The organism is Planctellipticum variicoloris (assembly GCF_030622045.1).
GTDB lineage: Bacteria > Planctomycetota > Planctomycetia > Planctomycetales > Planctomycetaceae > Planctellipticum > Planctellipticum variicoloris.
The window spans coordinates 2,503,871-2,529,709 of record NZ_CP130886.1 but is presented as its reverse complement, the minus strand read 5'-3'; the positions used below and the strand labels follow the sequence as shown (position 1 = coordinate 2,529,709).

The 25,839-nt window shown below is 65.0% G+C and carries 20 protein-coding genes; 12 read left to right on the top strand and 8 right to left on the bottom strand.

Annotated features, from left to right (window positions below):
- Positions 1-34 precede the first annotated feature (34 nt).
- Together SH412_RS09890 and SH412_RS09885 are read right to left on the bottom strand one after the other, a co-directional pair.
- Positions 35-2,455, bottom strand: a complete 2,421-nt coding sequence (locus SH412_RS09890; RefSeq protein ID WP_336523348.1) for a PSD1 and planctomycete cytochrome C domain-containing protein — start codon at positions 2,453-2,455, stop codon at positions 35-37.
- A gap of 115 nt (positions 2,456-2,570) precedes the next feature.
- Positions 2,571-4,013 carry a DUF1501 domain-containing protein gene (locus tag SH412_RS09885; protein WP_419555801.1) on the bottom strand — a complete coding sequence of 481 codons (1,443 nt, stop codon included), beginning with the start codon at positions 4,011-4,013 and terminating at the stop codon, positions 2,571-2,573.
- 469 nt (positions 4,014-4,482) lie between these two features.
- Between SH412_RS09885 and SH412_RS09880 the strand changes: the two genes are divergently transcribed.
- The 7 genes from SH412_RS09880 to SH412_RS09850 all read left to right on the top strand — a co-directional run bounded on the left by SH412_RS09880 (position 4,483) and on the right by SH412_RS09850 (position 11,671).
- Positions 4,483-5,379: an FAD binding domain-containing protein gene (locus SH412_RS09880; RefSeq protein ID WP_336523346.1), complete on the top strand. Its 897-nt coding sequence runs from the start codon at positions 4,483-4,485 to the stop codon at positions 5,377-5,379.
- A 79-nt stretch (positions 5,380-5,458) separates the two neighbouring features.
- Complete coding sequence (locus SH412_RS09875) at positions 5,459-5,956, top strand: (2Fe-2S)-binding protein (protein ID WP_336523345.1); 498 nt, start codon at positions 5,459-5,461, stop codon at positions 5,954-5,956.
- Between the two features lie 90 nt (positions 5,957-6,046).
- Positions 6,047-8,323 (top strand): xanthine dehydrogenase family protein molybdopterin-binding subunit, encoded by a 2,277-nt coding sequence (locus SH412_RS09870; protein ID WP_336523344.1) that lies wholly within the window; start codon positions 6,047-6,049, stop codon positions 8,321-8,323.
- Between the two features lie 103 nt (positions 8,324-8,426).
- On the top strand, positions 8,427-8,687 hold the full coding sequence (locus SH412_RS09865) for a MoaD/ThiS family protein (RefSeq protein WP_336523343.1): 261 nt from the start codon (positions 8,427-8,429) through the stop codon (positions 8,685-8,687).
- A gap of 137 nt (positions 8,688-8,824) precedes the next feature.
- Positions 8,825-10,627: an exo-alpha-sialidase gene (locus tag SH412_RS09860; RefSeq protein ID WP_336523342.1), complete on the top strand. Its 1,803-nt coding sequence runs from the start codon at positions 8,825-8,827 to the stop codon at positions 10,625-10,627.
- A gap of 531 nt (positions 10,628-11,158) precedes the next feature.
- Complete coding sequence (locus SH412_RS09855; RefSeq protein WP_336523341.1) at positions 11,159-11,329, top strand: hypothetical protein; 171 nt, start codon at positions 11,159-11,161, stop codon at positions 11,327-11,329.
- A gap of 156 nt (positions 11,330-11,485) precedes the next feature.
- A complete protein-coding gene (locus SH412_RS09850) occupies positions 11,486-11,671 on the top strand; it encodes a hypothetical protein (RefSeq protein WP_336523340.1) in 186 nt (61 codons plus the stop codon).
- 271 nt (positions 11,672-11,942) lie between these two features.
- On the opposite strand, the gene SH412_RS09845 is transcribed toward SH412_RS09850, so the two are convergent.
- Entirely contained in the window at positions 11,943-12,680 is a 738-nt protein-coding gene (locus SH412_RS09845; protein WP_336523339.1) for a YqjF family protein, read from the bottom strand.
- Between the two features lie 288 nt (positions 12,681-12,968).
- Between SH412_RS09845 and proB the strand changes: the two genes are divergently transcribed.
- Entirely contained in the window at positions 12,969-14,096 is a 1,128-nt protein-coding gene (proB, locus tag SH412_RS09840; protein WP_336523338.1) for a glutamate 5-kinase, read from the top strand.
- A gap of 509 nt (positions 14,097-14,605) precedes the next feature.
- Here proB and SH412_RS09830 read toward each other — a convergent pair.
- From SH412_RS09830 to SH412_RS09810, 5 genes are all read right to left on the bottom strand, one after another.
- Positions 14,606-14,737, bottom strand: coding sequence for a hypothetical protein (locus tag SH412_RS09830; protein ID WP_336524194.1), 132 nt, complete (start codon positions 14,735-14,737; stop codon positions 14,606-14,608).
- A 188-nt stretch (positions 14,738-14,925) separates the two neighbouring features.
- Positions 14,926-16,317 carry a metal ABC transporter permease gene (locus tag SH412_RS09825; protein ID WP_336523337.1) on the bottom strand — a complete coding sequence of 464 codons (1,392 nt, stop codon included), beginning with the start codon at positions 16,315-16,317 and terminating at the stop codon, positions 14,926-14,928.
- The gene (locus SH412_RS09820; RefSeq protein ID WP_336523336.1) at positions 16,314-17,801 is read right to left on the bottom strand and encodes a metal ABC transporter permease; all 1,488 of its coding nucleotides are present in this window, start codon (positions 17,799-17,801) and stop codon (positions 16,314-16,316) included. The genes SH412_RS09825 and SH412_RS09820 overlap by 4 nt, the downstream gene beginning before the upstream one ends.
- On the bottom strand, positions 17,798-18,535 hold the full coding sequence (locus SH412_RS09815) for a metal ABC transporter ATP-binding protein (RefSeq protein ID WP_419555800.1): 738 nt from the start codon (positions 18,533-18,535) through the stop codon (positions 17,798-17,800). Before SH412_RS09815 ends, SH412_RS09820 begins: the two co-directional genes overlap by 4 nt.
- A 100-nt stretch (positions 18,536-18,635) precedes the next feature.
- A complete protein-coding gene (locus SH412_RS09810; RefSeq protein ID WP_336523334.1) occupies positions 18,636-19,610 on the bottom strand; it encodes a metal ABC transporter solute-binding protein, Zn/Mn family in 975 nt (324 codons plus the stop codon).
- A 260-nt stretch (positions 19,611-19,870) separates the two neighbouring features.
- Here SH412_RS09810 and SH412_RS09805 point away from each other — a divergent pair, with 260 nt between their 5' ends.
- The 4 genes from SH412_RS09805 (at position 19,871) to SH412_RS09790 (ending at position 25,827) form a co-directional block, all read left to right on the top strand.
- Positions 19,871-20,956 carry a YdcF family protein gene (locus tag SH412_RS09805; protein WP_336523333.1) on the top strand — a complete coding sequence of 362 codons (1,086 nt, stop codon included), beginning with the start codon at positions 19,871-19,873 and terminating at the stop codon, positions 20,954-20,956.
- 587 nt (positions 20,957-21,543) lie between these two features.
- A complete protein-coding gene (locus SH412_RS09800; protein ID WP_336523332.1) occupies positions 21,544-22,026 on the top strand; it encodes a response regulator in 483 nt (160 codons plus the stop codon).
- A 79-nt stretch (positions 22,027-22,105) separates the two neighbouring features.
- The gene (locus SH412_RS09795) at positions 22,106-22,816 is read left to right on the top strand and encodes a FadR/GntR family transcriptional regulator (RefSeq protein WP_336523331.1); all 711 of its coding nucleotides are present in this window, start codon (positions 22,106-22,108) and stop codon (positions 22,814-22,816) included.
- On the top strand, positions 22,813-25,827 hold the full coding sequence (locus SH412_RS09790; RefSeq protein ID WP_336523330.1) for a PSD1 and planctomycete cytochrome C domain-containing protein: 3,015 nt from the start codon (positions 22,813-22,815) through the stop codon (positions 25,825-25,827). Before SH412_RS09795 ends, SH412_RS09790 begins: the two co-directional genes overlap by 4 nt.
- Positions 25,828-25,839 lie beyond the last annotated feature (12 nt).

Below are 25,839 nucleotides of genomic sequence, written 5' to 3'. Positions count from 1 at the left end.
AGGCGGGAAAGTCGTCGCAGTTCAGGCGGGTTCGTCAACGCAGGTAAACAAATTCGTTGGCGGCCAGCACCACCTGGCACAGTCCACTCCAGGCAGCCTGCTTGCGGGCAGCGTCATCCATGCGATCGGTCGGCATCGCCCCTTCCAGCGCCTGCTGGAAAGTCCGTGCCTCGGCCAGTTCTTCATCCGACGAGTCCCGTCCATACGCCAGCCGGTACATCCGCCGCACTCGCTCGGAGTCGTCGATCGCTAAGTCTGACAGCAGCCGCGCGGCAAACTTGTCCGCGGCCTGCATGACAAATTCGCTGTTGAGCATCAGCAGCGCCTGCGGCGCAATCACCGTCGTCGAGCGGTCCCCGCTCGGCACGGACGCATCGGGGAAATCCAGCAATTGAAACACGTCGTACAGATTGTTCCGGATGATCGGCAGATACACGCTCCGTCGCACGCTCGAATAATCCGTCAGGTCCTTCGACGTGTGATCGAACAGGTAACCCCGGTTCTTCACCTTCAGCACCGGACCTCCCGGCGTCCGATCGAGCTGCCCGCTCACCGCCAGCACCGCATCGCGGACCTCTTCCGCCTCCAGCCGGCGGAGCTCTCTCCGCCCGTAAAGCAGATTGTCCGGATCGGCCTGCAGCGTCGCGTCGGACGCACGGCTGTCCTGCTGATACGTTGCCGACAGCACGATCAGTCGGTGCAGCGACTTGACCGACCAGCCTCCCTCGACAAATCGCACCGCCAGCCAGTCCAGCAGCTCCGGATGTGTCGGTGCTTCCCCAAGCAGCCCAAAGTTGTCGGGCGTCCGGACCAGCCCCTTCCCGAAGTGCCACCGCCAGACGCGGTTCACCATCACCCGCGCCGTCAGCGGGTGCTGCGGATCGACCAGCCATCTGGCGAGCTCCATCCGCCCGCTTTGGTCCGACGGAAACGCCGGGCTGGCAGGTCCCCGCATCACCGCCGGCACGTGCCGCGGCACCACCTCGCCCAGCTTCAGGTGACTCCCCCGCACGTGGATCGGCACGTCGGCCACCGCGGCCTCCGTCGCCCCCATCGCTGACGGCAATTCTGGCGGCGTCTTCTCGAGCTGCGTCAGTTCATCCTTGAGCTGTTTCAGTTTCGCCTTCGTCTCCGCCGGGAACAGCGTTTCGAGATTTGCAGGCGGCTTTGCGTCTGCCGTCAGACCAGCCCGAGCGGCCACCTCCGCGGCCTCGGTGGCCTCGTTCAATGCCCTCTTTTTCGTCGCAATCTGCGCGACATACTCGGCCTGCATCGCCTCGCTCTCGGGAGACGGCAGGGGGTTTTCGTGCCACTTCGCAACCTTTTTGAAATGCTCCATCGTGCGGGTGCTCGTAAACACTCCCGCCAGACCGTAGTAGTCCGCAGTCGAAACCGGATCGAACTTGTGATCGTGACACCGGGCGCAGCCGAACGTCATTCCCAGGAGTGCCCGGCCCACCGTGTCGATCTGCTCGTCGACGATGTCCATCTGCATCTTGGTCTCGTCGACCTCAGCCAGCACCTTCGGCCCCAGCGCCAGGAATCCGGTCGCAATCAGGTTCTGCTGACGGTCCGCCGCGTCGGTCGGTGTCAGCAGATCCCCCGCAAGCTGCTCGACCACGAACTGGTCATACGGCAGATCCCGGTTGAAAGCGTCGATCACATAGTCGCGGTAACGCCACGCGTTCCCGTGCGCCACATTCTCATCCAGCCCGTTCGAGTCCGCATAGCGGGCCACGTCCAGCCAGTGCCGCCCCCAGCGCTCTCCATACGCCGGCGATGCCAGCAATCGCTCCACGAGCCGCGAGTAAGCCCCCTCCCCCGCATCGGCCAGAAACGCTGCGACTTCTTCGGGAGTCGGTGGCAAACCGGTCAGGTCGAATGTGACCCGGCGAATCAAGGTCCGCCGGTCCGCGGCAACGGCAGGCGACAACCCGGCCAACTCCAGCCGCGCCAACACGAAATGATCCAGCCCCGTCTGCGCCCACGTCGTATTCTTCGTCGTCGGAACAGCCGGATCGCGCGGCGGCTGGAATGCCCAGTGATTCGGATCGCGACTCCGATCCGCCTTTCCCGCGGCGCTGGCGGGGTATGGCGCTCCCTGCCGAACCCAGTCGACCAGGGTCGCAATCTGCCGGTCCGACAGCTTTTCGTCAGGCGGCATCTGCAGGTCGTCGGAATGCCGCACGGCCTGGATCAAACGACTCTCCTCCGGCTTGCCCGGCACGATTGCGGGGCCGTTCTCGCCCCCCTTGAGGAGCGCTTCGTGCGAATCGAGCCGCAGCGCCCCCCACTGCTTCTTTTCGCCGTGGCACTTCTGGCAATGCTCGACCAGCAACGGTCGCACGGACGTTTCAAAGAACTTGAGCTGCTCCGCCGTCGGCTCCGCACACTCCGCACGTCCCGCGACAGAGATCATTCCCAGCATCAGACACAACATCGACAACCGTGGCATTTCGGCCTCTCACCCGTTGAATTCCAGAGGGAAGTCTGCCCCAGGTCCGGTGTGTCATCGGCGGCGCTTCCGCCAGTGCTCTGCGACAACCGGTCGCCGGCGCGTTTTCTGCCCTTCACACTCGTCCCGAGGTTCCCATCAATTCCGGAATCGCCGCTCCCTCGCGGACGATCGGCACCGGTCGCCCGGCAAAGTTCGGAATCGCCACTCGTTCGTAGTCAATCTGCAGGTGTCGGTAAATTGTCGCCAGAAAGTCGCCGGGGGAAACCCTCCGGTCCACCACATCTTCGCCGCGGGCGTCCGTCCCGCCAATAATCTGACCGGTCTGAATGCCGCCGCCGGCGAACAGCATCGAATTCGCCCGCGGCCAGTGATCGCGCCCCGGCTGCACCGTCCCCGCCGGCGCGCTGGCCACCCCGCCGCCGCTGCTGGCGACATACGAAATCCGCGGGGTCCGCCCGAACTCCCCGGTCACCACCACCAGTACCCGTCGGTCGAGCCCGCGGGCATAAATGTCTTCAATCAACGCCGAGACGGCCTGATCGACCGTTGGCATGCGGAAGCTCAACGCATCGAAAACATGCTGATTGACCGCATGATCGTCCCAGTTAGCGACTCGACCGCACAGCGGACCGTCGAATTCCGTCGCCACGACATCCACGCCAGCTTCCACCAGCCGCCGGGCCATCAGGCACTGCTGCCCCCACGCGTTCCGACCGTAGCGGTCGCGGATCGGATCCGGCTCCCGCGACAGGTCGAACGCTTCCCGCGCCGACGCGCTCGTCAGCAAATTCAACGCCTGGGCCTCGAAGTCGTCGACGGCCCGCATCGCTCCCGACTGATCGAGACCGTCCCGCATCCGGTCGAAATCCCGGCTCAGGTGCACCCTCCGCAGCAGCCGATCCGCGACGGAACCATCTTTCAGTCCGATATTCGGCACCTCAAACGTCGGCTGACTGGGATCCCCCGTCACCCGGAAAGCCTCATAGGCGGGCCCCAGGTACGTCGGCCCGGCAATCGTGAAACTGTCGTAGTTGTCGACCGGATTGACCGCCACGTAGCTCGGCACCGTCCGGCGGGGATCCCGCCGCAAATAACTGACAATCGACATCCAGTCTGGATAAACCGGCTTGAGCTTGTCCTGAGCGTCGGGGTCGTCGCCGAGCACCTGCAGCGATCCGGCCGGGTGACCGCCCCCCGTATGTGCCATTGACCGCAGAATCGTGTACTTGTCGGCAATCTGCGCCAGCCGCGGCAGCAGTTCGGTAATTTGCATTCCGGGAACATTGGTCGCAATCGGATCAAACGGCCCGCGGTAGTCCGATGGAGCGTCAGGCTTCGGATCGAGCGTATCGAGATGGCTCGCACCGCCCCGCAGCCAGACCAGAATCACCGCCGTCCGGTCCCCGCCGCTCGCCGTCCCCGCCTGGACGCGCTGCTGCAGCAATTCCGCCAGCGACAGTGCTGAAAACCCCGTCAGCCCAGCCCGCAGCACTTCCCTTCGGGAAATCCCGCCTGCCGCGCCCGGCCCTCGGCACCTGCTCCCACGCATCCGCATCACCTGCAACTCCCAACCACCGCCCGCGCATCAGATCAACGCCAATTGATGTTACCAGATTCCCGCCCCCAACTTCCAGAACAGAACGAAATCGCAATCAAGGAATCGCGAATCGCCAGAGGACTCAGTCCGTGGTCAGTCGTCAGTCGTCAGTCGTCAGTGGTTGATTGCGGCTCGCGACGGCCTGGCTCTCGGCCATTGCCTTTCTTTCGAAATTCCACCTTCGACATTTCTCTCTTGTTGCGTCGTCGCGTCCCCGTCGCGTCGTTGCGTGAAACCTTCGACTTCTCTGCGAGCTCCTCTTCCCTCTGCCTGCGCCTCTGCGAGAAATCTTCGCCTGCTGGCATCAAAATTCGCAGTTGCGACGAACGCAGCAGAACTCCATGATGGGCCGGCAGTTGAATGGAATTTGCCCTCCGTCGCGGCGACGCGGCGGAGGGACAGCGCAGGACTCCCGGTAAAGGCCGCCATGAGACACTTCGACTATCACGCCCCGCAGTCCCTCGCGGGCGCCCTGGAACTCCTCGCGATGCACAAGGGCAAGGCCCGCCCGCTCGCTGGCGGGACCGACCTGATCGATCACGTCCGCATGGGCCGCCTCGAGCCCGACTCGATGATCGATATCAAGAAGATCGCCGAACTCAACATCCTCGAACTCGGCCCGGACGGCCTCCGACTCGGCGCATCCGTCCCCTGCTGCCGGGTTTACGAGCACGCGAAACTGGTTGAGCACTACTCCGCCCTGGCCGACAGCGCCCACATCATCGGCGGCGTGCAGATCCAGAGCCGGGCCAGTTTTGGCGGCAATCTCTGCAATTCCGGCCCGGCCGCCGATTCGACCCCCGCGATGATCGCCCTGGGAGGCAAGTGCGTGATCGCCAGCCACTCCGGAACCCGCGAAGTCCCGGTCGAGGAGTTCTGCTCCGGCCCCGGCAAGAACGTCCTTCAGCCCGGCGAACTTCTGGTCGAAATCCGCTTCCCCGCTCGCCCCGCAAACAGCGGCTCCCATTATCGCCGGTTCATTCCCCGCAACGAAATGGACATCGCCGTCGTCGGTGTCGGAGCCTCGGTGACTCTGGATGCGGGCGGCGAGAAATTTCTCGCCGCCCGCATCGCCCTCGGGGCCGTCGCCCCGACCCCGCTCTATGCGACGGCGGCCTCCGCCGCTCTGGTCGGGCAGCCCGTCAACGACGAAACCATCGCCAAAGCCGCCGCCGCCGCCCGGTCGATCGCCTCGCCGATCACCGACATGCGCGGCACCCGCGAATACCGCCTCCACCTGGTCGGCGTGCTGACCGAACGCGTCGTCAAAGCGGCAGTCGCCCGAGCCCGCTGCGAAACTCTCGTCTACCGACCGGGTCACTGAGTCGCGCACGCCATCCCTGACACAATCAGCCATCAGAAATCACCGGCCGCCGACAGGCCTTTTACGACAAGGACGCCTCATGTCCAAGAAGCACGTGGTGACCGCCACCGTCAATGGCGAAGAGACCGAATTCCTCTGCGAACCGCGACAGACGCTGCTCGAAGTCCTTCGCGACGTCCTTGAACTCACCGGGACCAAAGAAGGTTGCGCCAACGGTAACTGCGGCTCCTGCACCGTCCATATGAACGGCCGCCCTGTCACAAGCTGCCTCGTCCTGGCCGTTGAAGCCGAGGGGGCCGAGCTGAAAACGATCGAAGGAGTCGCCTGCGGCGGCCATCTCGACTGCGTCCAGCAGGCCTTTCTGGAAGGGGCCGCCCTGCAGTGCGGCATCTGCACGCCGGGCTTCATCATGCAGACGGAAGCCCTGCTCGCCGAGAATCCCAACCCGACCGAAGAAGACGTCCGCTTTTACCTCGCCGGAAATCTCTGTCGCTGTACAGGTTACGACAAAATCGTCCGCGCCGTCCTGACCGCCGCCGTCAAACGCCGCGCATCCGGCGAGCCTTGCAGCAAATAGCCTCTGAACATCGTCCTGCGGAACCCCCGATCATTCGACTCCAGCAGCCCGTGCGACCCGTCGGCCTGCCGTTTTTCAGGGAAGTCCACCATGTCCACCGCTGAACGCCCCAAGTACAAGGTCATCGGCACGCGCCCCATCCGCCACGACGGCGTCGATAAGGTCACCGGCCGCGCCAAGTACGGCGCCGACACCCATATGGCCGGCATGCTCCACGCCGCCATGCTCCGCAGCCCCCACGCCCACGCCCGCATCACGCGGATCGACACCTCCAAGGCCGAAGCCCTGCCGGGCGTCCGGGCCGTCGTCACCTCCAAAGACCTCCCCTACCACGGCGACCGGGTCGTCGAGCTCGGCGAAGGGGCGGTCAACATGAAGCACCTCAGCGCCAACGTGCTCGCCCACGACAAGGTGCTCTACAAGGGCCACGCCATCGCCGGCGTCGCCGCCGACAACATCCACATCGCCGAGCAGGCGGTGAAACTGATCGAGGTCGACTACGAACTGCTCCCCCCCGTCCTGGACGTGCTGGCCGCCATGCAGCCGGACGCCCCGATTCTGAACGACGACGTCCGCACGGAAATCCCCGGCGGAAAGGCACCCGATCCCTCGGCGCTGCCGTCGAACATTGCGAAGCAATTCCTGTTCGAGCGGGGCGACGTCGACGCCGCCTTTGATCAGGCTGCGGTGGTCGTCGAGCGCGAATTCCGCACGGCGACCGTCCATCAGGGGTACATCGAGCCTCACAACGCGACTGTTTTCTGGAACGCCGACGGCAAAGTGACCGTCTGGATGAGCACCCAGGGGACCTTTACCGCCCGCCAGCAGACCGCCGAACTGCTGCGGATCCCCGTCTCCGATGTCAAAGTCGTTCCGATGGAGATCGGCGGCGGATTCGGCGGGAAAATCTCCGTCTACCTGCCCCCGGTCGCCGCCGCGCTGTCCAAGAAGACCGGCCGGCCCGTCAAACTCATCATGGACCGGGCCGCGGTCTTCGAAGCGACCGGTCCGACGCCCGGGTCGTACATGAAGGTCAAACTCGGCGCCGACAAGACCGGCAAGCTCGTCGCGGGCGAGGCCTGGCTGGCGTTCGAAGCGGGCGCCTATCCCGGCTCGCCGATCGGACCGGGCTGCATGTGCGTCTTCGCCTGCTACGACGTTCCGAACGGGAGGGTCGAGGGCTTCGATGTCTGCGTCAACAAACCCCGCAGCAACGCCTACCGGGCGCCGGGATCGACACATGTCGCCTTCGCGACCGAGACCCTCGTCGATGAAATCTGCGAGCAGCTCAAGCTCGACCCCGCCGAGTTCCGCCTCATGAACGCGGCGAAGGAAGGGACCCGCCGGGTCGACGGCCCGGTCTATTCCCGCATCGGCATGGTCGAAACCGTCGAGGCCATCCGCGACAGCGAGCACTACCGCTCGCCACTCAGCGGCTTGAACTACGGCCGGGGGATCGCCAGCGGCTTCTGGTTCAACGCCGGCCTCAAATCTTCCGTAACCGCCACCGTCAACCCGAACGGCACCGTTTCGCTGATCGAAGGCTCGTCCGACATCGGCGGCTCCCGCGCCGGCATCGCCATGCAACTCGCCGAGACACTTGGCATCGGGGCCGAAGATGTCAATCCGCAGGTAGCCGACACTGACAGCGTCGGCTACACGGACGTCACCGGCGGCAGCCGCGTCACCTTCGCCACCGGCATCGCCGCGATCGAGGCCGCCCGCGACATTCAGCGGCAGATGATTCAGCGCTGCGCCGTCCTCTGGAACGTCCCCGCGGATCAGCTTCAGTTTGTTGACGGCGGAGTTGTCGGGGCCGGCAAGTGCGTCCCGTTCAAAGAACTGGCCGCCGAACTGCACGAAGCGGGGGGGCCGATCGTCGGCAACGGCACCTCCAGCACCGCCAACCAGGCGGGGGCCTTCGGCACGCACTGCGTCGATGTCGAAGTCGACATCGAGACCGGCAAGGTGCAGATCCTGCGTTATACCGTGGCGCAGGACGTCGGCACCGCGATCCATCCCAGCTATGTCGAAGGCCAGCTTCAGGGGGGGGCGGTTCAGGGGATCGGCTGGGCCCTCAACGAGGAGTACTGGTACGACGACAAAGGCTCGATGCGCAACGCGACTTACCTCGACTACCGCATTCCGACCTGTTACGACGTCCCGATGATCGACACGATCCTCGTCGAAGTCCCCGACCCCAATCACCCGTACGGCGTCCGGGGCGTCGGCGAAGTCCCGATCTGCCCGCCCCCCGCCGCCATCGCCAACGCCATCTACGCGGCTACGGGGGTCCGGATGCACCAGCTCCCGATGTCTCCTCCCCGCCTGATGGCCGCCATCCTCGAAAAACAGGCCGAACAATAGTTTCGAACGGAAAGAAATCCGGGCGACACGCCCTGAGTCAGCGGAGGGCGTGTCGTCTCCGGTTCGACGACGATTCGGCACACGGGAAAGGCATCGCGCCACAATGGCTCAGGTCCACCTCCCCAGCGCCCTGCGCGATCTCACCGACGGAACCGCCGTGGTCGTCGCGGGAGGTGCCACGGTCCGGGAGGTCGTCGAAAACTTGGAACGCCAGTTTCCCGGCATCACAGGCCGTCTCTGCCGTGGAGCCGTCCTCCGTCCGGGCCTGATGGCTGTTGTCGGCTCGAAGATGTCTGCCGGACTCAACGAACCGGTCGGACCGGACGACGAAGTCCACTTTCTCCCCGCGCTCGGCGGCGGCTGATCTCCGTCCCCGTCACAGAAGGACGCCCGATGCAACGCCTGACTCTGTTGACCGCCCTCTGTCTCACAGCATCCCCCCTACCCGCACAAGAGAAGCCGACCCGATTGACTCTGACTCCGGAGACGCAGGCGCGTTGCGTGCAGATTCTCCGAGACGGCTTCAAGTCCGACGAATTCTGGCCCTCCATGCATGCTGCCGAGGGACTCACCGTCGCCGGCTACGGGGCCGAAGTCCGCCAGGCCCTCCCCGCCCGCATTCCTGCCGAAACCGACGATCAGCGGAAGTGCGGACTCGCTCGCGAGCTCGTCCGGGCCGGGGACCTTTCCCGCACTCGCCTGATGCTCGACGTCCTCGCCAGCGAGAATCCGCACGGTCACGTCCACGCGTGCGAGAGTCTGTTCAAGGTGTGGCAGATTGGCGATGGCAGACTCCTCCGGGAATCGCTGACTTCCGACAATCCCAAACAGGTCATGATGGCGGCAGCGGCCCTGACCCGCTGGGGCCATCCCGGCGCCCTGCCCCTCCTGCGGAAGTACGTGCACCACGCAGAGGGCGAACAGGCCCGGATCGCCGCCTGGATTCTGGCCCGCGTCGGCGACGCCTCCGATCTCCCTGCCCTTCGCGAGGGGGCGGCACGCTTCGACGAACCGCTGACCAGGGCCTATTTCCAGTACGCCACGGCCTGTCTTGGGGATCCGGCCGGCCAGGCAACCTTGATCGCAAACCTGTCCCACGCCGATCCCGCGGTCCGGGTCTACGCCTGCGAATTCGCCCCCGATGCTCGCGTCCTCGGCGCGGCTCCGGCGCTGATGAAACTGCTCGACGATGAAGTCCTGGATGCGCGCATCCGGGCCGCCCAGGCATTGCTGGCGTTGTCGCAGGAGCCTGCGCCCGCGTGGACCGGGGAATTTTCCCGAGAGGTCTTCCCTGCGACCGCCGAGCATCCGCGCTACAGCGAGGGCTCCATCGCCGGGCTGGCCGACGGTCGACTGCTGTATGCCACCACCGAATTCGTGGGCGGCGGGTCCGATTTCGCCACCGCCCGCATCGTTGGCGTCGAATCTGCCAACGGCGGCCGTGACTGGTCCGCTCCACGGGTCCTGCAGGAAACGACTGGAAAACAGAATGTCATGTCGGCGACGCTGCGCCGATTGTCGCCCATGTCCGTGTTCGACGGTCCGCTGGGGTTCTTTTACCTCGTCAAGAATTCTCCGCAGGACCTGCGGGTTGAGCTGCGGACTTCCACTGACGAAGCCCGCACCTTCGGCCCGCCCGTCCGGGTCACCACGACCGAGGGCTACCACGTCCTCAACAACGACCGTGTGACCGTCCTCGGCAGCGGCCGGCTCGTCGTTCCGGTCGCCAGTACGGGTGACGTTCTGAAGGGAGGTCACTTCCAGTGCTGGTGCGAGCTTTCCGACGACGGCGGCAGAACCTGGCGCCGCAGCCGGGGGAGCGTGGATTATGCCAAGCGGGGGGCGATGGAACCGGAAGTTCTTGAACTGGCCGACGGCCGGCTGCTGATGCACGTCCGGACGCAGCTCGGCCACATCGCCGTCAGCGAATCGGCCGACGGCGGAGAAACCTGGAGCGAGGCCCGGTCCTGGGATGTCCGCGGCCCCGAATCCCCGGCGACGCTGCGCCGAATTCCGACCACCGGCGACCTGCTGCTGATCTGGAATGACACGTTCGTTCCCGGCGCCGGCCACGGGGGGAAGCGGACACCGCTGACCGCGGCCGTCTCGACCGACGAGGGAAAGTCCTGGACGTACAAACGCGATCTCGAAACCGATGGCGAGCAGACGTACGCCTACACGAGCGTGCTGTTTCACGAGGGCCGGGCAGCGCTGAGCTATTACGTGCGGGATGAGAAGTCGGGCTGGATCTCGTCCCGGTTCCGCTCCCTGCCGATCGGCTGGTTCTACGAGACTCGTCCGTAATAGAGGTGAACTCGGCCGATGGCGGTGCAACGCTGCCGACGCCCCGGGCCGCGCTGCGCCGCGACGAGGAACAAGAGTGTCGGGTGGGGGTGGAGCGCGCTGCTGCAAAGCCGCCCGGGCGCAACCCGTGGAATGATGCCGTACCGGGAATCGGGGAGATCCGGTGGAGCAAAGGAAACCGTACCGCGAAGCGCGGATCATGAATTCTCCGTTCCGCCGCCCCTTCCGGGGCCGTTGAGTCGGTGTGGCGTCGTCTTCCACGGGTTGCACTCCGTCCGCCTGTCGGCGGACTCCGTTTCACTCGTGGCTACAACCCTGCGCCCGCTTCGGGGCTCAAGACGCGGGCGGTCCATCTCGACGTCCCGAGCGCCGCCTGCTCTCGACCGCCGACGATCGACCACACTCCGCAACAGGGTTGGAGCGACGGCCGATTGTCGGTCCGGATAGCGAGGACTAAACTGGATTCGACGCAGAGCGAATGCGTCGCTCCGTCCGAATTTCGCGTGCCAGATTTCAGGGAGTGACTGTGCCATGACCGGCTACACCGTCCACACCGGCTCCAACGAAAAGTTCTCGTCCGGCTGGGACAACATTTTCGGGGGCAACAAGCCGACGACCGGCAATTCCAAGACGTCCGACGCCGAGGGGGCCAAACCGGCCAAGAAGATCTCCAAGCCGGGCAAGACGGGTAAACAGCGTTGACTTTGCCGTTGGCGCCGGTTCTGACCGGGACTCTGAGACTCTCCTGCGACTGCTGTCGGTTCCGCTGAACGGGGACGAAGTCGCACGCCGATACCTCCGCTGCAGACCGCCTTTCCCGCGTGGGTGGCGTATCGATCGTCACGGAGGAGGAACACGGTGTCTCAGGATCAAGAGTTCGATTACGAAGAGATTTCGAGCGACGAGGTCGACCGGGTGGTCGCCGCGCTCGAACAACTGAGCGAATCCGTCGCCAGCGAAACCATCAAGGGCTTCCTCGAAGAGTGTTCGACCAGCGTGTACTACCTGGTCTACGAGGACGACGAGACGGCGGAAGCCGCCTGATCGACCTCGGCATGCATTTCCCGGACATACCCCCGGCCGGACTGGTCGACTGAACTTGAAGTTGTGGCACGGCGGCCAGGACTTCTGCATCGCTGAACGGAGCCTCGGTTTCAAGCTGCGATGACTCACTGACCTGTTTCGGCGGTCTCCACGGACGGTGTTTACCGGGCCGTTTCGATAGGAAGCCCTCGGGTGGTGCAAGCCCCCCGAGGGCTTTCGCATTTTCAGACCTCCGGTTCCCGAGGGAGTCAGCTAGCGGCGGGGAGCTGGTCTATGCGGTCGGGACCTTTTCGCCGCGCCGGACCGTGACGGCCGAACCGTCGGCCGCAAACGCTGACGCGGGCATTTGGCTGAGGGCTGCGGCGAAGTCGTCCCCGTAGACTGCGGAAGCATCGATTTCGACGCTGCAGTCGCTGGTATTCCAGACCTTCCAGGGTGGGTGTTCCACGCTGTACTCGAGCGTCGAGCCATCACGCTGCCGGGCGTAGCCCCAGTAGTGCTCTGCGATGAATTCCGCTTCGGATCCGGGTCTCAACGGCTGCGGCGAACCGGTGACGCGCGCAGCCAGCGTCTGCCACTTTCCGCGGAACTCCCAGGAATAGGAGAGACTCTCCAACGAGTGATCCGAGGAGAACGGGGGCTCGAACGCGTGTCGCATGGGATGGGAAACGTAGTTTTCGTTGTAGACCCAGCGGGCCACGAAAGCGATCGCCGGCCGAGGGACGATTTCTTTGATGAAGACCACGCCCCGCCGGGCTCCCTCGGGATGGGGGCGGCGGACGTAGAACCGGAGATTGACTTCGTCGAAGTCCTGGTGTCCGGGAATGGCCAGCCCGCGGACGCGCGTTTCCAGGAAGCGGAAACCGACCAGACTGACGTAGGACTTTCCGTTGAACGTATCGAGCTCGGTTCCCCGCGGCAGCCAGCGTTCCAGGACTGCGGGATCAATCTGATAGTTGATCAGGAGCAGTCGCCGCCATTCTGCAGTTAGAAACACGGGAGCGGGCATGTGTTCTGTTCCTGTCTCAGGATTGAATCCCCGGCTTCATGCCGGACGCAGCCAGATCGAAAGAACCGATCAGAAATGAACCGCGGAAGACGTCCCCATATTCACCGAACTCGGGAGCAAATGCTCTATCAATATCTGCCGATGAATCCCGACTTTTTCGAAAAAGAAGCTTCGTCTGGGCGAGTTTCTTCCGGCGCGGACTCGCTGGCCCCCTTCCGCTAGAATGTCCGCCGCACGGATCCGCCACAGATCAAAATTGCACACCGCCTTTGCAGGAACTGCATCGCCATGTCCCCCCGCCAGGAGCTCGTCCGCCGCGCGCGAACCATTGTCGTCAAGGTCGGAACGAACGTGCTGTCGACCGACGACGATCGGCTGGATTCCGATCGGATTGCGTCCCTCGCCGAACAGATTCGACGACTGGTCGAATCGGGCCGGAAGGTCGTGCTGGTCAGCAGCGGCGCGATCGGGGCCGGTATGGGGCTGCTGGGACTCCGCGAACGCCCCAAAGACCTGTCGCACCTTCAGGCCGCCGCCGCGACCGGCCAGGCGCACCTGATCCACCTGTACGACAAACACCTTCGTCCGCACGGGTTTCACGCGGCCCAGCTTCTGCTGACCGCGAACGACTTCAAAAGCCGGGCCCGCTACTTGAACGTCCGCAACACGCTGTTGACGCTCGCGGAGTTTCCTACAGTCCCGATCGTGAACGAGAACGACACGGTCAGCACGGAAGAGATCAAGCTGGGGGATAACGATCGGCTGGCCGCCATGGTCGCCAATCTGATCCGCGCCGATCTGCTGATCGTTCTTTCGGTGGTCGATGGCCTCCTGACGGGCGATCCGACCGATCCCGCCAGCCGGCGGATACCGCTGGTCGAGCGGTTCGACGAAGAGCTGATGTCGCTGGTGGGGGCCTCAAAAAGCTCCCGCGGCACAGGGGGGATGCGGACCAAGCTGGAAGCCGTTCAGACCGCTACGGCCGTCGGCACGAACGTGATGATCGCCAACGGCAAACGCCCGCAGATCCTGGACGAGATCTTTGCGGGTGAGGACGTTGGCACGCTGTTCCTCGCCGAGCAGGAGGCGGTACCGGCCTGGAAGCGCTGGATTGGATACACGCTTCCTCCCAAGGGGAAACTGGTTCTCGACGACGGGGCTCGCCGGGCGGTTGAACAGCAGGGGAAATCGCTGCTGGCAATCGGGGTGACCGCCGTCGAAGGGGACTTCGAAAAGGGGGAGGTTGTTTCGCTGGTGGATCTCCGGGGCGAAGAGTTCGCGCGCGGGCTGACGAATTACGATTCGGGGACCGCCGGCCGGGTTGCCGGGAAGCGGGCTGACGAGATCTCCGCGTTGCTGGGAGCGATGCGATACGACGAAGTGATCCACCGGGACAATCTGGTGGTGAGAAGTTAGTTGCTGGTTATCGGATATTAGTTATTGGTTATTTGGTGTTGGAGGAATTGTTGCGTCCTGGGCGCGGACCTCTTCCGGAAGGAGGGGCTGCCGATTGACGACGGAAAGGCGCTGGCTGGCATTCTGTTGGCCTTGAAGAGCGGCATTCCCTGGGAATGCGCGGCCGCAGGAAATGGGGTGCGGCTCCGGCATGACCTGCTTGCTGGGGGCGACTGCGCGACTGGCGGGCCGACGACGTCTGGGATCGGCTGCACGAAGAACTGCTGAAGCGGCTGCGCGAGACCGATTAAATCGACTGGTCGCGGGCGACGGTCAACAATTTCTTCGGTGCGCGCTGTCGGGGGAGGCGAAAAGACTGGCCCGCCCCCTACGGGTCGGGGAAGCCGGGGAGTGAGCCTCACATCCTGACGGACGCCCGCGGCATTCCCTGGAACGTCCTCCTGACGGGTGCCGATCGTCACGACGTGACGCAGTTGCTCCCGCCGATTCTCCGCAGCCCGCTTTCCACATCAGTCGCGGTCTTTCTTCAGTTCCAGCCTCTTCGTCTCAAACGTCCGCTTGCCGGTGATCGGATCAACGTATTCAACGATCCAGGGGGCCTTGTCCGCTCCCAGTCTTTCGACGCAAGGTTTTCGTTGCATGATCCATGCTTTGTGAGCCATAAGCAAAGAGCGATCAGAACGGCAGGCCTCCGTCAGCTCGCCACTGAAATTCGAACCGACGCCGGGAGAAATCCGGGCTGCTTGCCGGGAGATTCAGGCGGAGTGGAGCGAACGGGTGGGTCTGTCACGTCCGGCGGCGGGCTCTCCATGTCTTCACCAGCCACTCATCACTCGCCACTTCTTCCCGGGATCGCCTTCCCGTGCGGATCTTCGACCGGGTGAGCAAGCTGCGCCGCCAGCTCCGCCTTCAGCCGTTCGTCGAGCAGGTGCTCGACCTCTTCCGCCGAGGCGTGCACGTGCTGGGGGCCGACCTGGATTTCCTGGGAGAGGTAGCTTTCCCAGAGCCGATGCGATCGGACGACTTCGACGGCCGCGTGACGGCCGGAATCGGTGAGCCGATAGTCCTCGCCACGGGCCGTGATCAGCCCCTCCCGGATCAGATGATCGAGCGCCGCGCGAATGGCCGCCGGCGAGTGCTGCGTATCGCTGGCGAATTCGGGGATCGTCAGGCCGATCGTCGTCGGACGGGGTTCTTCCTGGCGGTAAAGCCGGCCGAGGAGATCTTCGCGGATGATCCGGCGCCGGAGCCGGAGTCGATCGCGCCGAGCGCGGAGCACGCCGTAGCGGGGGCCGAGAACCCACGCCAGCACGAACAGGAGTCCGCCGGCGACCGCCATCAGACCGGAGGTGCTGGCGTCGGGGGCGTGTGGCATGCCGAGCACGGCGGATTCGAACCACGGCAGCAGCCGCGCGAGCGAGTGACCCAGCAGCGCGGCGGCCGTAGCGGCGACCAAGCTGAGACCGAGGACGGTCCGCAAGCGGTCGGTGAGAAGTAATGCCGTCGCCGCGGGGACGACGAGCATGGAGAGGACCAGCACGCTGCCGACCGTTTCAAACGCGGTGACGACGGTTGCCGAGGTGACGGCCATCAGGCCATAGTTCATCAGCCGGGCGGGGATTTCCAGCGACGTGGCCAGGGCCGGATCGAATGAGCTGAGCTGCAGTTCTTTAAAGAAGACTGCGGTCAGCAGCAGGTTGATCAGGCAGACGGCTCCCGCCGTCGCGGCGGCGAGCGGAATTCCTGTCGTGCCGAACGGGACGGCGACGACCATTTCGAGGTTGCCGTACAGGACGCAGCCGGGATCGACGTGAGCCTGATCGGCGAACAGGCGGACCAGCAGCAGGCCGAGGGCGAACAGCGACGTGAAGACCACTCCGAGTGCTGCGCCGGCTTCCACGCGGCCGATGTCGCGGACCGCCTCGGTCAACAGGGCGCAGAGCACTCCGGTGACTGCGGCGCCGAAGAACAGGACCAGTTGCCGCGTGCCGTCGTCGGCCGTCGCGAGCCAGCCGGCATGCCGGCCGTAGTTCCAGGCGAGATACGCCAGGACGATTCCGGGCAGGACGGCGTGGCTGAGAGCGTCTCCCATCAGGCTCTGCCGACGCAGGACGAGAAAACAGCCGGGGACGGCGCACGACATCGCCGTCAGCGCCGCCGTCACAACGATCCAGGTATCGAGCGATGTCCACGTCAGCAGCGACACGGCCAGAACGTTCATGCGACGCCTCCGGGAGGGACGATCGCCGGGGCGTGGTCGATGGGGGCATGGGGGTTGGGGGGCAACGGTGGAATCGTCCCGCTGAGCAATCGTTCGAGCTGTTCGATCTGCTGCGGATGCAGGGCGTGCTCGGTGAGATCGGCGCTGCTGTCGACATGGAGCGGCGGCAGTTCGGCGTAGTGGATCAGATAGAGCTCCCAGAGACGGTGCTGGCGGACCGCTTCGAGGGCTTGCCGGCCCCCTTCTTCGGTGAGGCGGTAACCGCCAGCGGAGTCGGGGCGGATGACGCCGACCAGGATTCCGTAGTGCAGCAGACTGGCGACGCGTGCCGGCGACCAGCTCCGAACCTGCCGGAGCAGATCCGCGGTGAAGGAGAAGTCGGATAACTCGGCGGCGCGCGGGACTTCGCCGGCGGACCAGCGGCGTTCCTGAAGTTCGTAGCTCGTCCGGAGGAGATCGAGCAGGCCGACGCGGACGCGGACCGAGCGTCGCCGGAGCCACTCCCAGACCGCGCCGCCGCGCGGGCCAAGGAGCAGGCTGACTCCGAAGACGGCCGTTGCGCTGAGCACAATCACGGCTCCGGCGGCGAGTCGCGGAGCGGCGGCGCTGACCAGCACTCCCAGCAGTCCGCTGAGCGCTCCCAGTCCGCCGGCGACCGCCACCATCACCGGCAGTCGGTCGGACCAGAAGCGGGACGCAGCCGAGGGGATGATGGTCAGCGCGACGACCAGCAGCAGTCCAACGCTCTGCATGCCGATGACGGTGACGCTGACAATCAGCAGCGTCAGGAGCCAGTCGAGCCCCCGCACGGGCCAGCCCTGGACCTCGGCGAACTCGCGATCGAAGCAGAGGAGCGTGAGGGCCTTGAAGGAGACGCCGCAGAGCACGACGACTACGACGGCGCACCCGGCGAGGACCTGCATGTCGGAAGCCACCAGCGCCGCCGCCTTGCCGAACACAAAGTCGGACAGTCCCGCCTGATGGCCCGACGGCAGCCCTTGTATGATCGTCAGCAAAACCACGCCGGCGCCGAAGAAGACTCCCAGCACCATCCCCAGGGCGGCGTCTTCGCGGATGCGGCGGATCCGGGTCAGCAGGTGAGTGCAGCCGATCCCGAGCAGGGCGGTCGCAAAGGCCCCGGCGAGCAGAATCGGCAGCGATTTGCCCAGTCCGGGGCGGAACGCCTCGGTCAGCAGAAAGGCCAGTCCGATGCCGGGAAAGGCGGCGTGGCTGGCGACGTCGGCTTCGAGCGAACGCTTGCGGAGCAGCATGAACGTCCCGACGACGCCCCCCGCGAGGCCCAGCAGGCACGTTCCGGCGAGCACGACGCGGGTGTTGTAGTCGCGCAGTGTCAGCGCCCGCCAGAAATCGGAGTTGGCAACGCTGCCGGGGCCGGTCTCGGCCGCGAAGGTGGCGCCGGTCATCAGCAGGAGAACCGTGGCCAGCGTGCCGACGACCGACAGGATCCTTCGTCGCCCTCTCATCGCGGCGGCCCGTTCAGCGTCATCTGATGTCCGACCTGATCCAGCAGCGCCAGTTTGCCGCCGTAGGTCCGGCGGAGGTTTTCGGGGGTGAAGGCGGTTGCCGTCGGTCCGGCGGCGACCAGCCGGGTGTTGAGGAGCATGACGTCGTCAAAATACTCCGTAACGGTCTGCAGGTCGTGATGGACGACCATCGCCGTCCGTCCCTGGCGCCGCAGTTCCCGCAACAGCTCGACGATGGCCCGCTCGGTGGCCGCATCGACTCCCGCAAAGGGTTCGTCCATCAGGTAGAAGTCGGCCTCCTGGACCAGCGCCCGTGCGAGGAAAACCCGCTGCTGCTGTCCCCCGGAGAGCTGGCTGATCTGCCGCCGGGCGAAGTCGGCCAGTCCGACCCGTTCCAGGGCAGCCAAGGCCCGCTGCCGGTGAGAGGAACTGACCGGGCGGAACCAGCCGATCTGGCGATAGAGTCCCATCGTGACGACATCAAGGGCGGTCACCGGGAACTGCCAGTCGACGCTGGTCCGCTGCGGGACGTAGGCGATTCGGTGGCGGGCGTGTTCGAAGGTGTCGCCAAAGAATCGCACCACGCCGGAGGCTCGCGGCACCAGGTTCAGGACGGCTTTGATGAGCGTGCTCTTGCCGGCTCCGTTCGGGCCGATAATCGCGATCAGCCGGCCGGCCGGAGCGTCGTAGTCGATGTTCCACAGGACCGGCTGCCGGTGGTAGGCGACGGTCATGTCGTCGATTGACAGGGGCGAACTGTGGTCGTGGACGTTGGCCAGTTGCGGTGAACCGTCGGGTAGCGGCAGATTGTCCGTCGAAGGCTGCATCGGCTGCTCATTCCTCCCGAGCCGCGGTGGCGTCCAGCGAAAGCGCGGCCGCCATCATCCGGGCGTTCGTTTCGATCATACCCGCATAGCTGCCTGCGGGACCATCGGCCGGTCCGAGTGCGTCGCTGTACAAGGGGCCGGCGAGCCGGACCTGCATGCCGCGCGACGCCGCCCCCTCGACGAGCGCCTGCAGAGACTTCTGGTTGACGCTGGACTCGATGAAGACGGCCGGCAGTTTGCGGCGGACGACCAGATCAACGAGCTGATTGATATCGCTGACGGCGGCTTCCGAGTCGGTCGTCACGCCCAGCACGGAGTGGACTTCGAGTTCATAGGCGCGGCCGAAGTAGCCGAAGGCGTCGTGCGACGTGACCAGGAGTCGCTGCGACTCGGGGATGCCGGCGATGATCTGCCGGACGCGGCCGTCCAGGGCCGTCAACTCCTGTTGATAGGCCTCACCCCGCTCTTGAAACTCGGCGGCAAACGCCGGGGCTCGTCCGGCGAGCGCTTTGACAACGGGACCGATTCCCTGACTCCAGAGCGACACGTCCATCCAGACGTGCGGGTCATGCACGTCTGGCGATTCCGGGGGATGTCTCAATCGTTCCGAGTCGAGGCCATCCGAAACGGCGACAACCGGCTTGCCGGGTTTGTGCAATTGTTCGAGCGTCTCCGTCATCCGGCCTTCAAGATGCAGCCCGTTATAGAACACCAGGTCGGCGTCCATCAGCAACTGCATATCGTTGCGGGTCGGCTTGTAGAGATGCGGATCGACTCCCGGCCCCATCAGGGCCGTCACCGTGACTCGCGGCCCCCCGACGGCCCGGACCAGATCGGCGACCATGCCGGTCGTGGCGACGACTTTCAGCGGCGCGTCGGCACTTTGTGGCGGAGATTCCGAGTTGCACCCGGCGACCATGAGAGCCGTGAAGGCCAGCGTGAGGAGTTTTCCTGCAGGGCAATGAACTGAGGTTTGAGACATTTGGGCGAACTATCTCCGGAGACTAAAAACCGACTTTTTGATTATTCAAAATTATCGGTAGTCTGTCAATCAGACTTCAATCATTGAGCGCCCGAGGGGCTCGTCCATACCCGCCGCGAGGCGACGGTTCTGTCACAACCTGTTGGTCGTTAAGAGGTTCAGCATTCGTCTGGAGCTGCTTTGCGATGACTGGTAGAAATCGACCTCTCAGCCCGTGGATTTTCTGAGGAGCCCCACGCAACGGGATCCGGAGAACTGTCATGGCATCACGTGGGATCACGTTGCTCGCCGGCCGGAAGTCGACCGTCGCACAGTCTGCCACCGTGTCACGTCGGGGCGAATTCCGACGATGCGTCATCGGCATCGCATTCTGGACCTTCAAAGAAGTCGTTCGTGCCACAGCTCTGTCTCTGGGTCTGTTCGCCATCACCAATGTCGCGGGGGACGCGGTCCGGCCCGGCTTCAGTGCCCGAGACTGGTGGCTCGACCTGGGACCGCTGTCAGCGACATTCGCCGGCTTCTGGGAGCTGCTGGCCGGCTTGTCGTTGTTGGCGGCCGTCTTTCCGGTGCCGTCAGTGCCTCTTCGACGAGCCAGCACCGCCGTGTTGACCGCGACGCTGCTGGTGGCCGTCAGCAACGCCCTGCAATTTCACCGACTGGTTCAGTCGAAAGCGATTCTCAGCGGAATTTCCCCGGTTGTCTCGCTGGTCGTTGTTCTGACAATCGCCGGTTCGCTCGCACTGGTGTGGAGCGAACCTCGTCGGGCCGGCCGGGCGTCGTGGTGGCTTCCGGTCGGCCTGGCACCCGTCGTCGCCGTGCTGTTTGCGCTCCTGCAGATTTCTCTGTTTAGCCAGGTCGACGATCGCAGGCCGGCCGACGCTGCCGTCGTCTTCGGCTGTCGGGTCTACCGGAGCGGGCAGCCATCGTATGCCCTGGCCGACCGGGTTCGGACGGCCGTAGAACTCTACCGCCTCGGGCTGGTTCGGGAACTCTGGTTGTCGGGCGGCCCCGGGGAGGGAAGTCTCCATGAAACCGAGGCCATGCGGAACCTGGCGATCTCGCAGGGCGTGCCTGCCGCAGCCATTCGCCTGGATCGGCTGGGGCTGGATACGGCCAGCACCGTTCGCAATGCCGTTGACTGGCTCGGACCGCGGCCATCGGGAAGGTTGCTGGCCGTTAGCCACGGCTATCATCTCCCGCGGATCAAGCTCTGCTTTCAGCGTTCGGGACGCGAGGTATTCACCGTCCCCGCCCGGCAGCGCTACGTCTTCCCCAATCAGAAGCTCCTGACGGCCCGCGAGGTGGCGGCGTTCTGGTGGTATTACCTGCTGCCGGGCCGCGGATGAGGGACTGACCGGACCAGAGATCGATGAAGGTCGATACTGTGATTCGTAACAATCGACACATCGCGACTGCCGCCTACAAATTCTTGCCCGGCCCGCACACGAATACTCTACGGAACGAACAACGCATTCGCCGATGCTGCAAGTGACGAGGTCGATTCGCGCTCCTATCCCCCTCCAAACTCGATCTGGTGCATCCCCACCGTGATCCTGTGCTCGATTGGCGGCAGCCTTTGGCGGACCGAAAAAGGCTCGATCAGCCTGGCTGCCGGATTCCGTTGCCGCTGTGCGGCAACGGAAGATGACATCGATTCAGTGGTCGGTTCTCCGGATGGATGGGCGCTCCACTCTCCCAGTGACGCCGCGGAGGTCTCACGGCCTCCGCGATCTCGGGAGATTCTGCGTCATGCTCCGAGCCTCGTCGTCTGTTCCCCGGCTCCGTCGCTCGTTTCTGCGACCCCGACTTCAGGCCGAATTCGATGTCGGCGCCACGGCAGCCTCGCTCGCGCCCCTCGAGTCGAACGCCTTCGACAGTGCGACCTCCGGGCCTGGAACGACCGAATTAGCACTCCGCCGGGAGGAGATCTGAAATGGATCTCGAACCGGGCGTTTCGAAAGCCGGGCGATCGGGGGCAGCAGCCGCTGTGAAGTCGCCGCTTGGCGGAATTCACGTGCTCGTGGTCGAAGACAGTCCCGCGAAGCAGCAGGCCCTGTCATCCATGCTGAGGAGGCGTGGAGCGGAGATCCTGATTGCCGCGAACGGCAGGCTGGGGGTCGAAGCGTTGACCGAAGATCGGACGATTGTTGGTCGACTGCAGGAGCCGCCGCCGGTCGACTTCATTCTGATGGACATGCAGATGCCCGAGATGGACGGCTACACGGCGACGTCGTTGCTTCGGGAAAAAGGGTGCCAACTGCCAATTCTGGCGGTCACGGCGCACGCGATGACCGGCGATCGCGAACTCTGTCTGCGGGCCGGTTGCGACGAGTACCTGGCAAAGCCCGTGGTCGCGGCCGATCTGGAACGGATGATTCTGCAGTTGATGGAGCGGTCAGCCACTGAAGCGACCTGAACGGTCGAGCAATCCTTGCATTCGGTCACGGGTCTGATATCCTGCGTCAGGAACTTATCAGACATGTGACAGGCGCTCGATGGCAGGTACCACACTACCGCTGCTCCGCTCCCGCCGGCTCGTCGAACAGACGGTCGAGGCGCTGCGGGAACGGATTGTTGCCGGCGTTTTCGGGCTGGACGGCGAGTTGCCGCCGCAGGGCGCCCTCTGCCGTGAACTGGGGGTCTCGCGAAGCGTCGTCCGCGAGGCCATGCAGCATTTGCAGTCGCAACGCCTCATCGAGGTCTCGCAAGGCCGCAAACCCCGCGTGCTCCCGGCTGGCTCGCAGCCGATCACCGACGGGCTGCGGCTGGTGATGGAGCGTTCGGCGGCTTCGCTGCTGCATCTGGCGGAAGTCCGGCTGCCGCTGGAAAGTGACATCGCCGCCCTGGCCGCGGAACGTCGCTCGCCCGAATTGATCGGCCGTCTCGAACGGTCGAACGAGCTACTGGCCGCCGCGCCGGACATTCCGCGAATGGTCGAAGCCGACATTCAGTTCCACCGGATTCTGGCGGAGGCCAGCGGCAATCCGTTGTTCGTTTTTCTGCTCGATTCGCTCGCCGAACTGCTGCGGGCGTCGCGGCAGACCACCATCGGCCGGGGCGGTCGCGAGCCGGCGCTCCAGGGCCATCTCGCGATTCTGGCGGCGATCCGGACCGGCGATGCGATTGCCGCCCGTCGCGCCATGCGGGAGCATGTGGAAGCGGCCCTGACCGATCTGCGTGCCGAACTGCAGGAGGGACAACCTTGATTCTTCAACGCGTCGTGCAACTCGGCTTGTTTCTGATCGCTCTGCCGGGTCCGCTGGCTATCGGCAGCGACCGGGGTGACGAGGCCGCCGACCGCCGGTTCCGCGAAGATGTCGCTCCGCTGCTGCAGGCGAAGTGCCTCGGCTGCCACAACTCGAATGAAAACCAAGGTCGGCTGTCGCTGGAGAACCGGCAGCAGTTGCTGGCGGGCGGTTCGAGCGGACCGGCGGTTGAACCTGGATCGCCGTCCGACAGCTATCTGCTCGATCTGGTGACGCCGGTCGATGGCAAGGCGGAAATGCCGCAGGGCGAGCCGCCGCTGACGGTGGCCGAATTGGCGACTTTGCGTCGCTGGCTCGCCGAGGGGGCGGCGTGGCCGGAAGACGTCGTGTTGCACGAACCGCAGGTTCGAGCCACGGACTGGTGGTCGCTGCTGCCGTTGTCCCGACCGGGAATCCCCGCGTTGCCCGCCTCGCGCCGAGCGTGGGTGCGGACGCCGGTCGATGCCTTCATTGCCGCCCGGCACGAGCGGGAGAATCTGCAGCCGGCTCCCGAGGCCGATCGCCGGACGCTGATCCGCCGCCTGTCCTTCGATCTAGTCGGTCTGCCCCCGAGCCCTGATGACGTCGACGCATTCGTCGCCGACGACAATCCGCAGGCCTATGAGCGGCTGGTCGATCGCCTGCTCGATTCGCCGCACTACGGCGAACGCTGGGCCCGGCACTGGCTGGACGTGGTCCACTTCGGCGAGACGCACGGCTACGACAAAGACAAGCTGCGTCTGAACGCCTGGCCCTATCGGGACTACGTGATCCGCAGCTTCAACGACGACAAACCCTACGGCCGGTTCGTCGCCGAACAGGTCGCCGGCGACGTGCTTTACCCCGACACGGTCGATGGAATCGAGGCGCTGGGATTCATCGCTGCGGGGCCGTGGGACTTCATCGGCCATGCCGAAGTCCCTGAAACCAAGATTGACGGCAAGGTGGCCCGGCATCTCGACCGCGACGATATGGTCGCCAACACCATCAACACGTTCTGCAGTCTGACCGTCCACTGCGCGCAGTGTCACAATCACAAATTCGATCCCATTGCCCAGGAAGACTACTACAGTCTGCAGGCCGTCTTTGCGGCTCTCGATCGCGCGGACAAGGCCTACGACGTCGACCCGCAGACCCGGCGGCAACGGTTGGAACTGACGGCGCAGAAGACCGAACTCGCCGCCCGGAAGCAGGAGCTTGAAGGCCGCGTCACGCAACTCGGCGGCGCAGATCTCGCGGCGCTGGACACGCAGATCCGGCAGGCCAGGCAACCGCCGAGCGAGCGGCCTCCGCAGCACGGCTATCACAGCCAGATCGAACGTTCCGCCGACGCCGCCAAGTGGGTGCAGATCGATCTGGGGGAATCCGTCGCCATCGAACGGCTGACCTGGGTGGCCTGTTACGACGATTTCAATGGGATCGGCGCCGGCTTTGGCTATCCCGTCCGGTTCCGGATCGAAGTTTCGGGGACGCCTGAGTTTGGGCCAGAGTCTGTGGTGGTTTTCGACCGGACCGGCGCGGACGTGCCGAATCCGGGGACGGCGCTGCAGAGCGCCGATGTCGGCGGCAAGTCGGCCCGCTGGGTCCGATTCACCGCGACGAAGCTCGCCCCGCGGCAGAACGATTTCATTTTCGCACTGTCAGAATTGTCCGTCCTTGATGCCGCCGGCAAGAACCAGGCGCTGGGCAAGCCGGTCGCGGCGCTCGATTCGATTGAAGCCCCGATTCGCTGGGGCCGGCAGAATCTCGTCGACGGGATCTTTCCCGGCGGAACGAAGAGCCCCGAGGACCTGCAGACGTTGCAGCAGCGTCGTGAAGAACTGCTGCAACGCGTGGTCGAGCCCGCCATCCGCAACGAATTGACGCAGGTTGCGGCGAAGCTCGGCCGGGTCGATGCGGACTTGAAGGCGCTGCCGCCTCAGCGCGTCGTCTTCGCCGGGACCGTCCATACCGGCAGCGGAGCGTTCACGGGGACCGGGGCCAGCGGCGGGAAACCGCGTCCGATCCATATCCTGAACCGCGGCAGCGTGCAGAGCCCCGGTCGCGAAGTTGCGCCGGGCTCGTTATCGGCGCTCGGTTTCTCTCCAAGTCGGTTCGATTCAACGCTTGGCCAGCCGGAGGGGACACGCCGGGCAGCGCTCGCCGAGTGGCTCAGTCACCGCGAGAATCCGCTGACCTGGCGATCGATCGTGAACCGCGCCTGGCAATTCCACTTCGGGCGCGGACTGGTCGACACGCCCAACGACTTCGGCCGGATGGGACAATTGCCGACGCATCCGGAACTGCTGGAATGGCTGGCGGTCGAGTTCCGCGACGGCGGGCAATCGCTGAAGCAGCTCCACCGGCTGCTGGTGACCAGCGCCGTCTATCGACAATCCGCCGAGTCGCCTTTCGCCGCCGACCAGCATCAGCGGGACGGCGATAACGAGTCGCTGTGGCACGCGAATCGTCGTCGGCTGGATGCCGAGTCGATTCGGGACAGTCTGCTGGCGGTTTCAGGCCGGCTGGATGCGAAGATGGGCGGCCCCAGCTTCCAGGACTTCGTGATCGAGCACCCGGAGCATTCGCCGCACTTCGAGTATCACCTGCACGATCCGGAGGACCCGCGTTCGATGCGGCGGTCGGTTTACCGCTTCCTGGTGCGGTCAAAGCAGCAGCCGTTCATGGCGACGCTGGACTGCGCCGATCCGTCAATGCTGGTCGAGAAACGCAACGAGACGATCACGCCGCTGCAGGCGCTGACGTTGCTCAATAACCAGTTGACGGTGGTGCTGGCGAAGCACTTTGCTGAGCAGGTGTCGGTCGAGGCGCAGATGCCGGCAGAGCAAGTGCGGACAGCATTCCGCACGGCACTGTCGCGCGAGCCGACCGCGGAGGAGTCGGCGGCGCTGACGGAATACGTGCAGCAGTTCGGCCTGGCCAATGCGTGCCGGGTGATTTTGAATCTGAATGAGTTTGTGTTTGTGGATTGAGCGGGGAGAGCT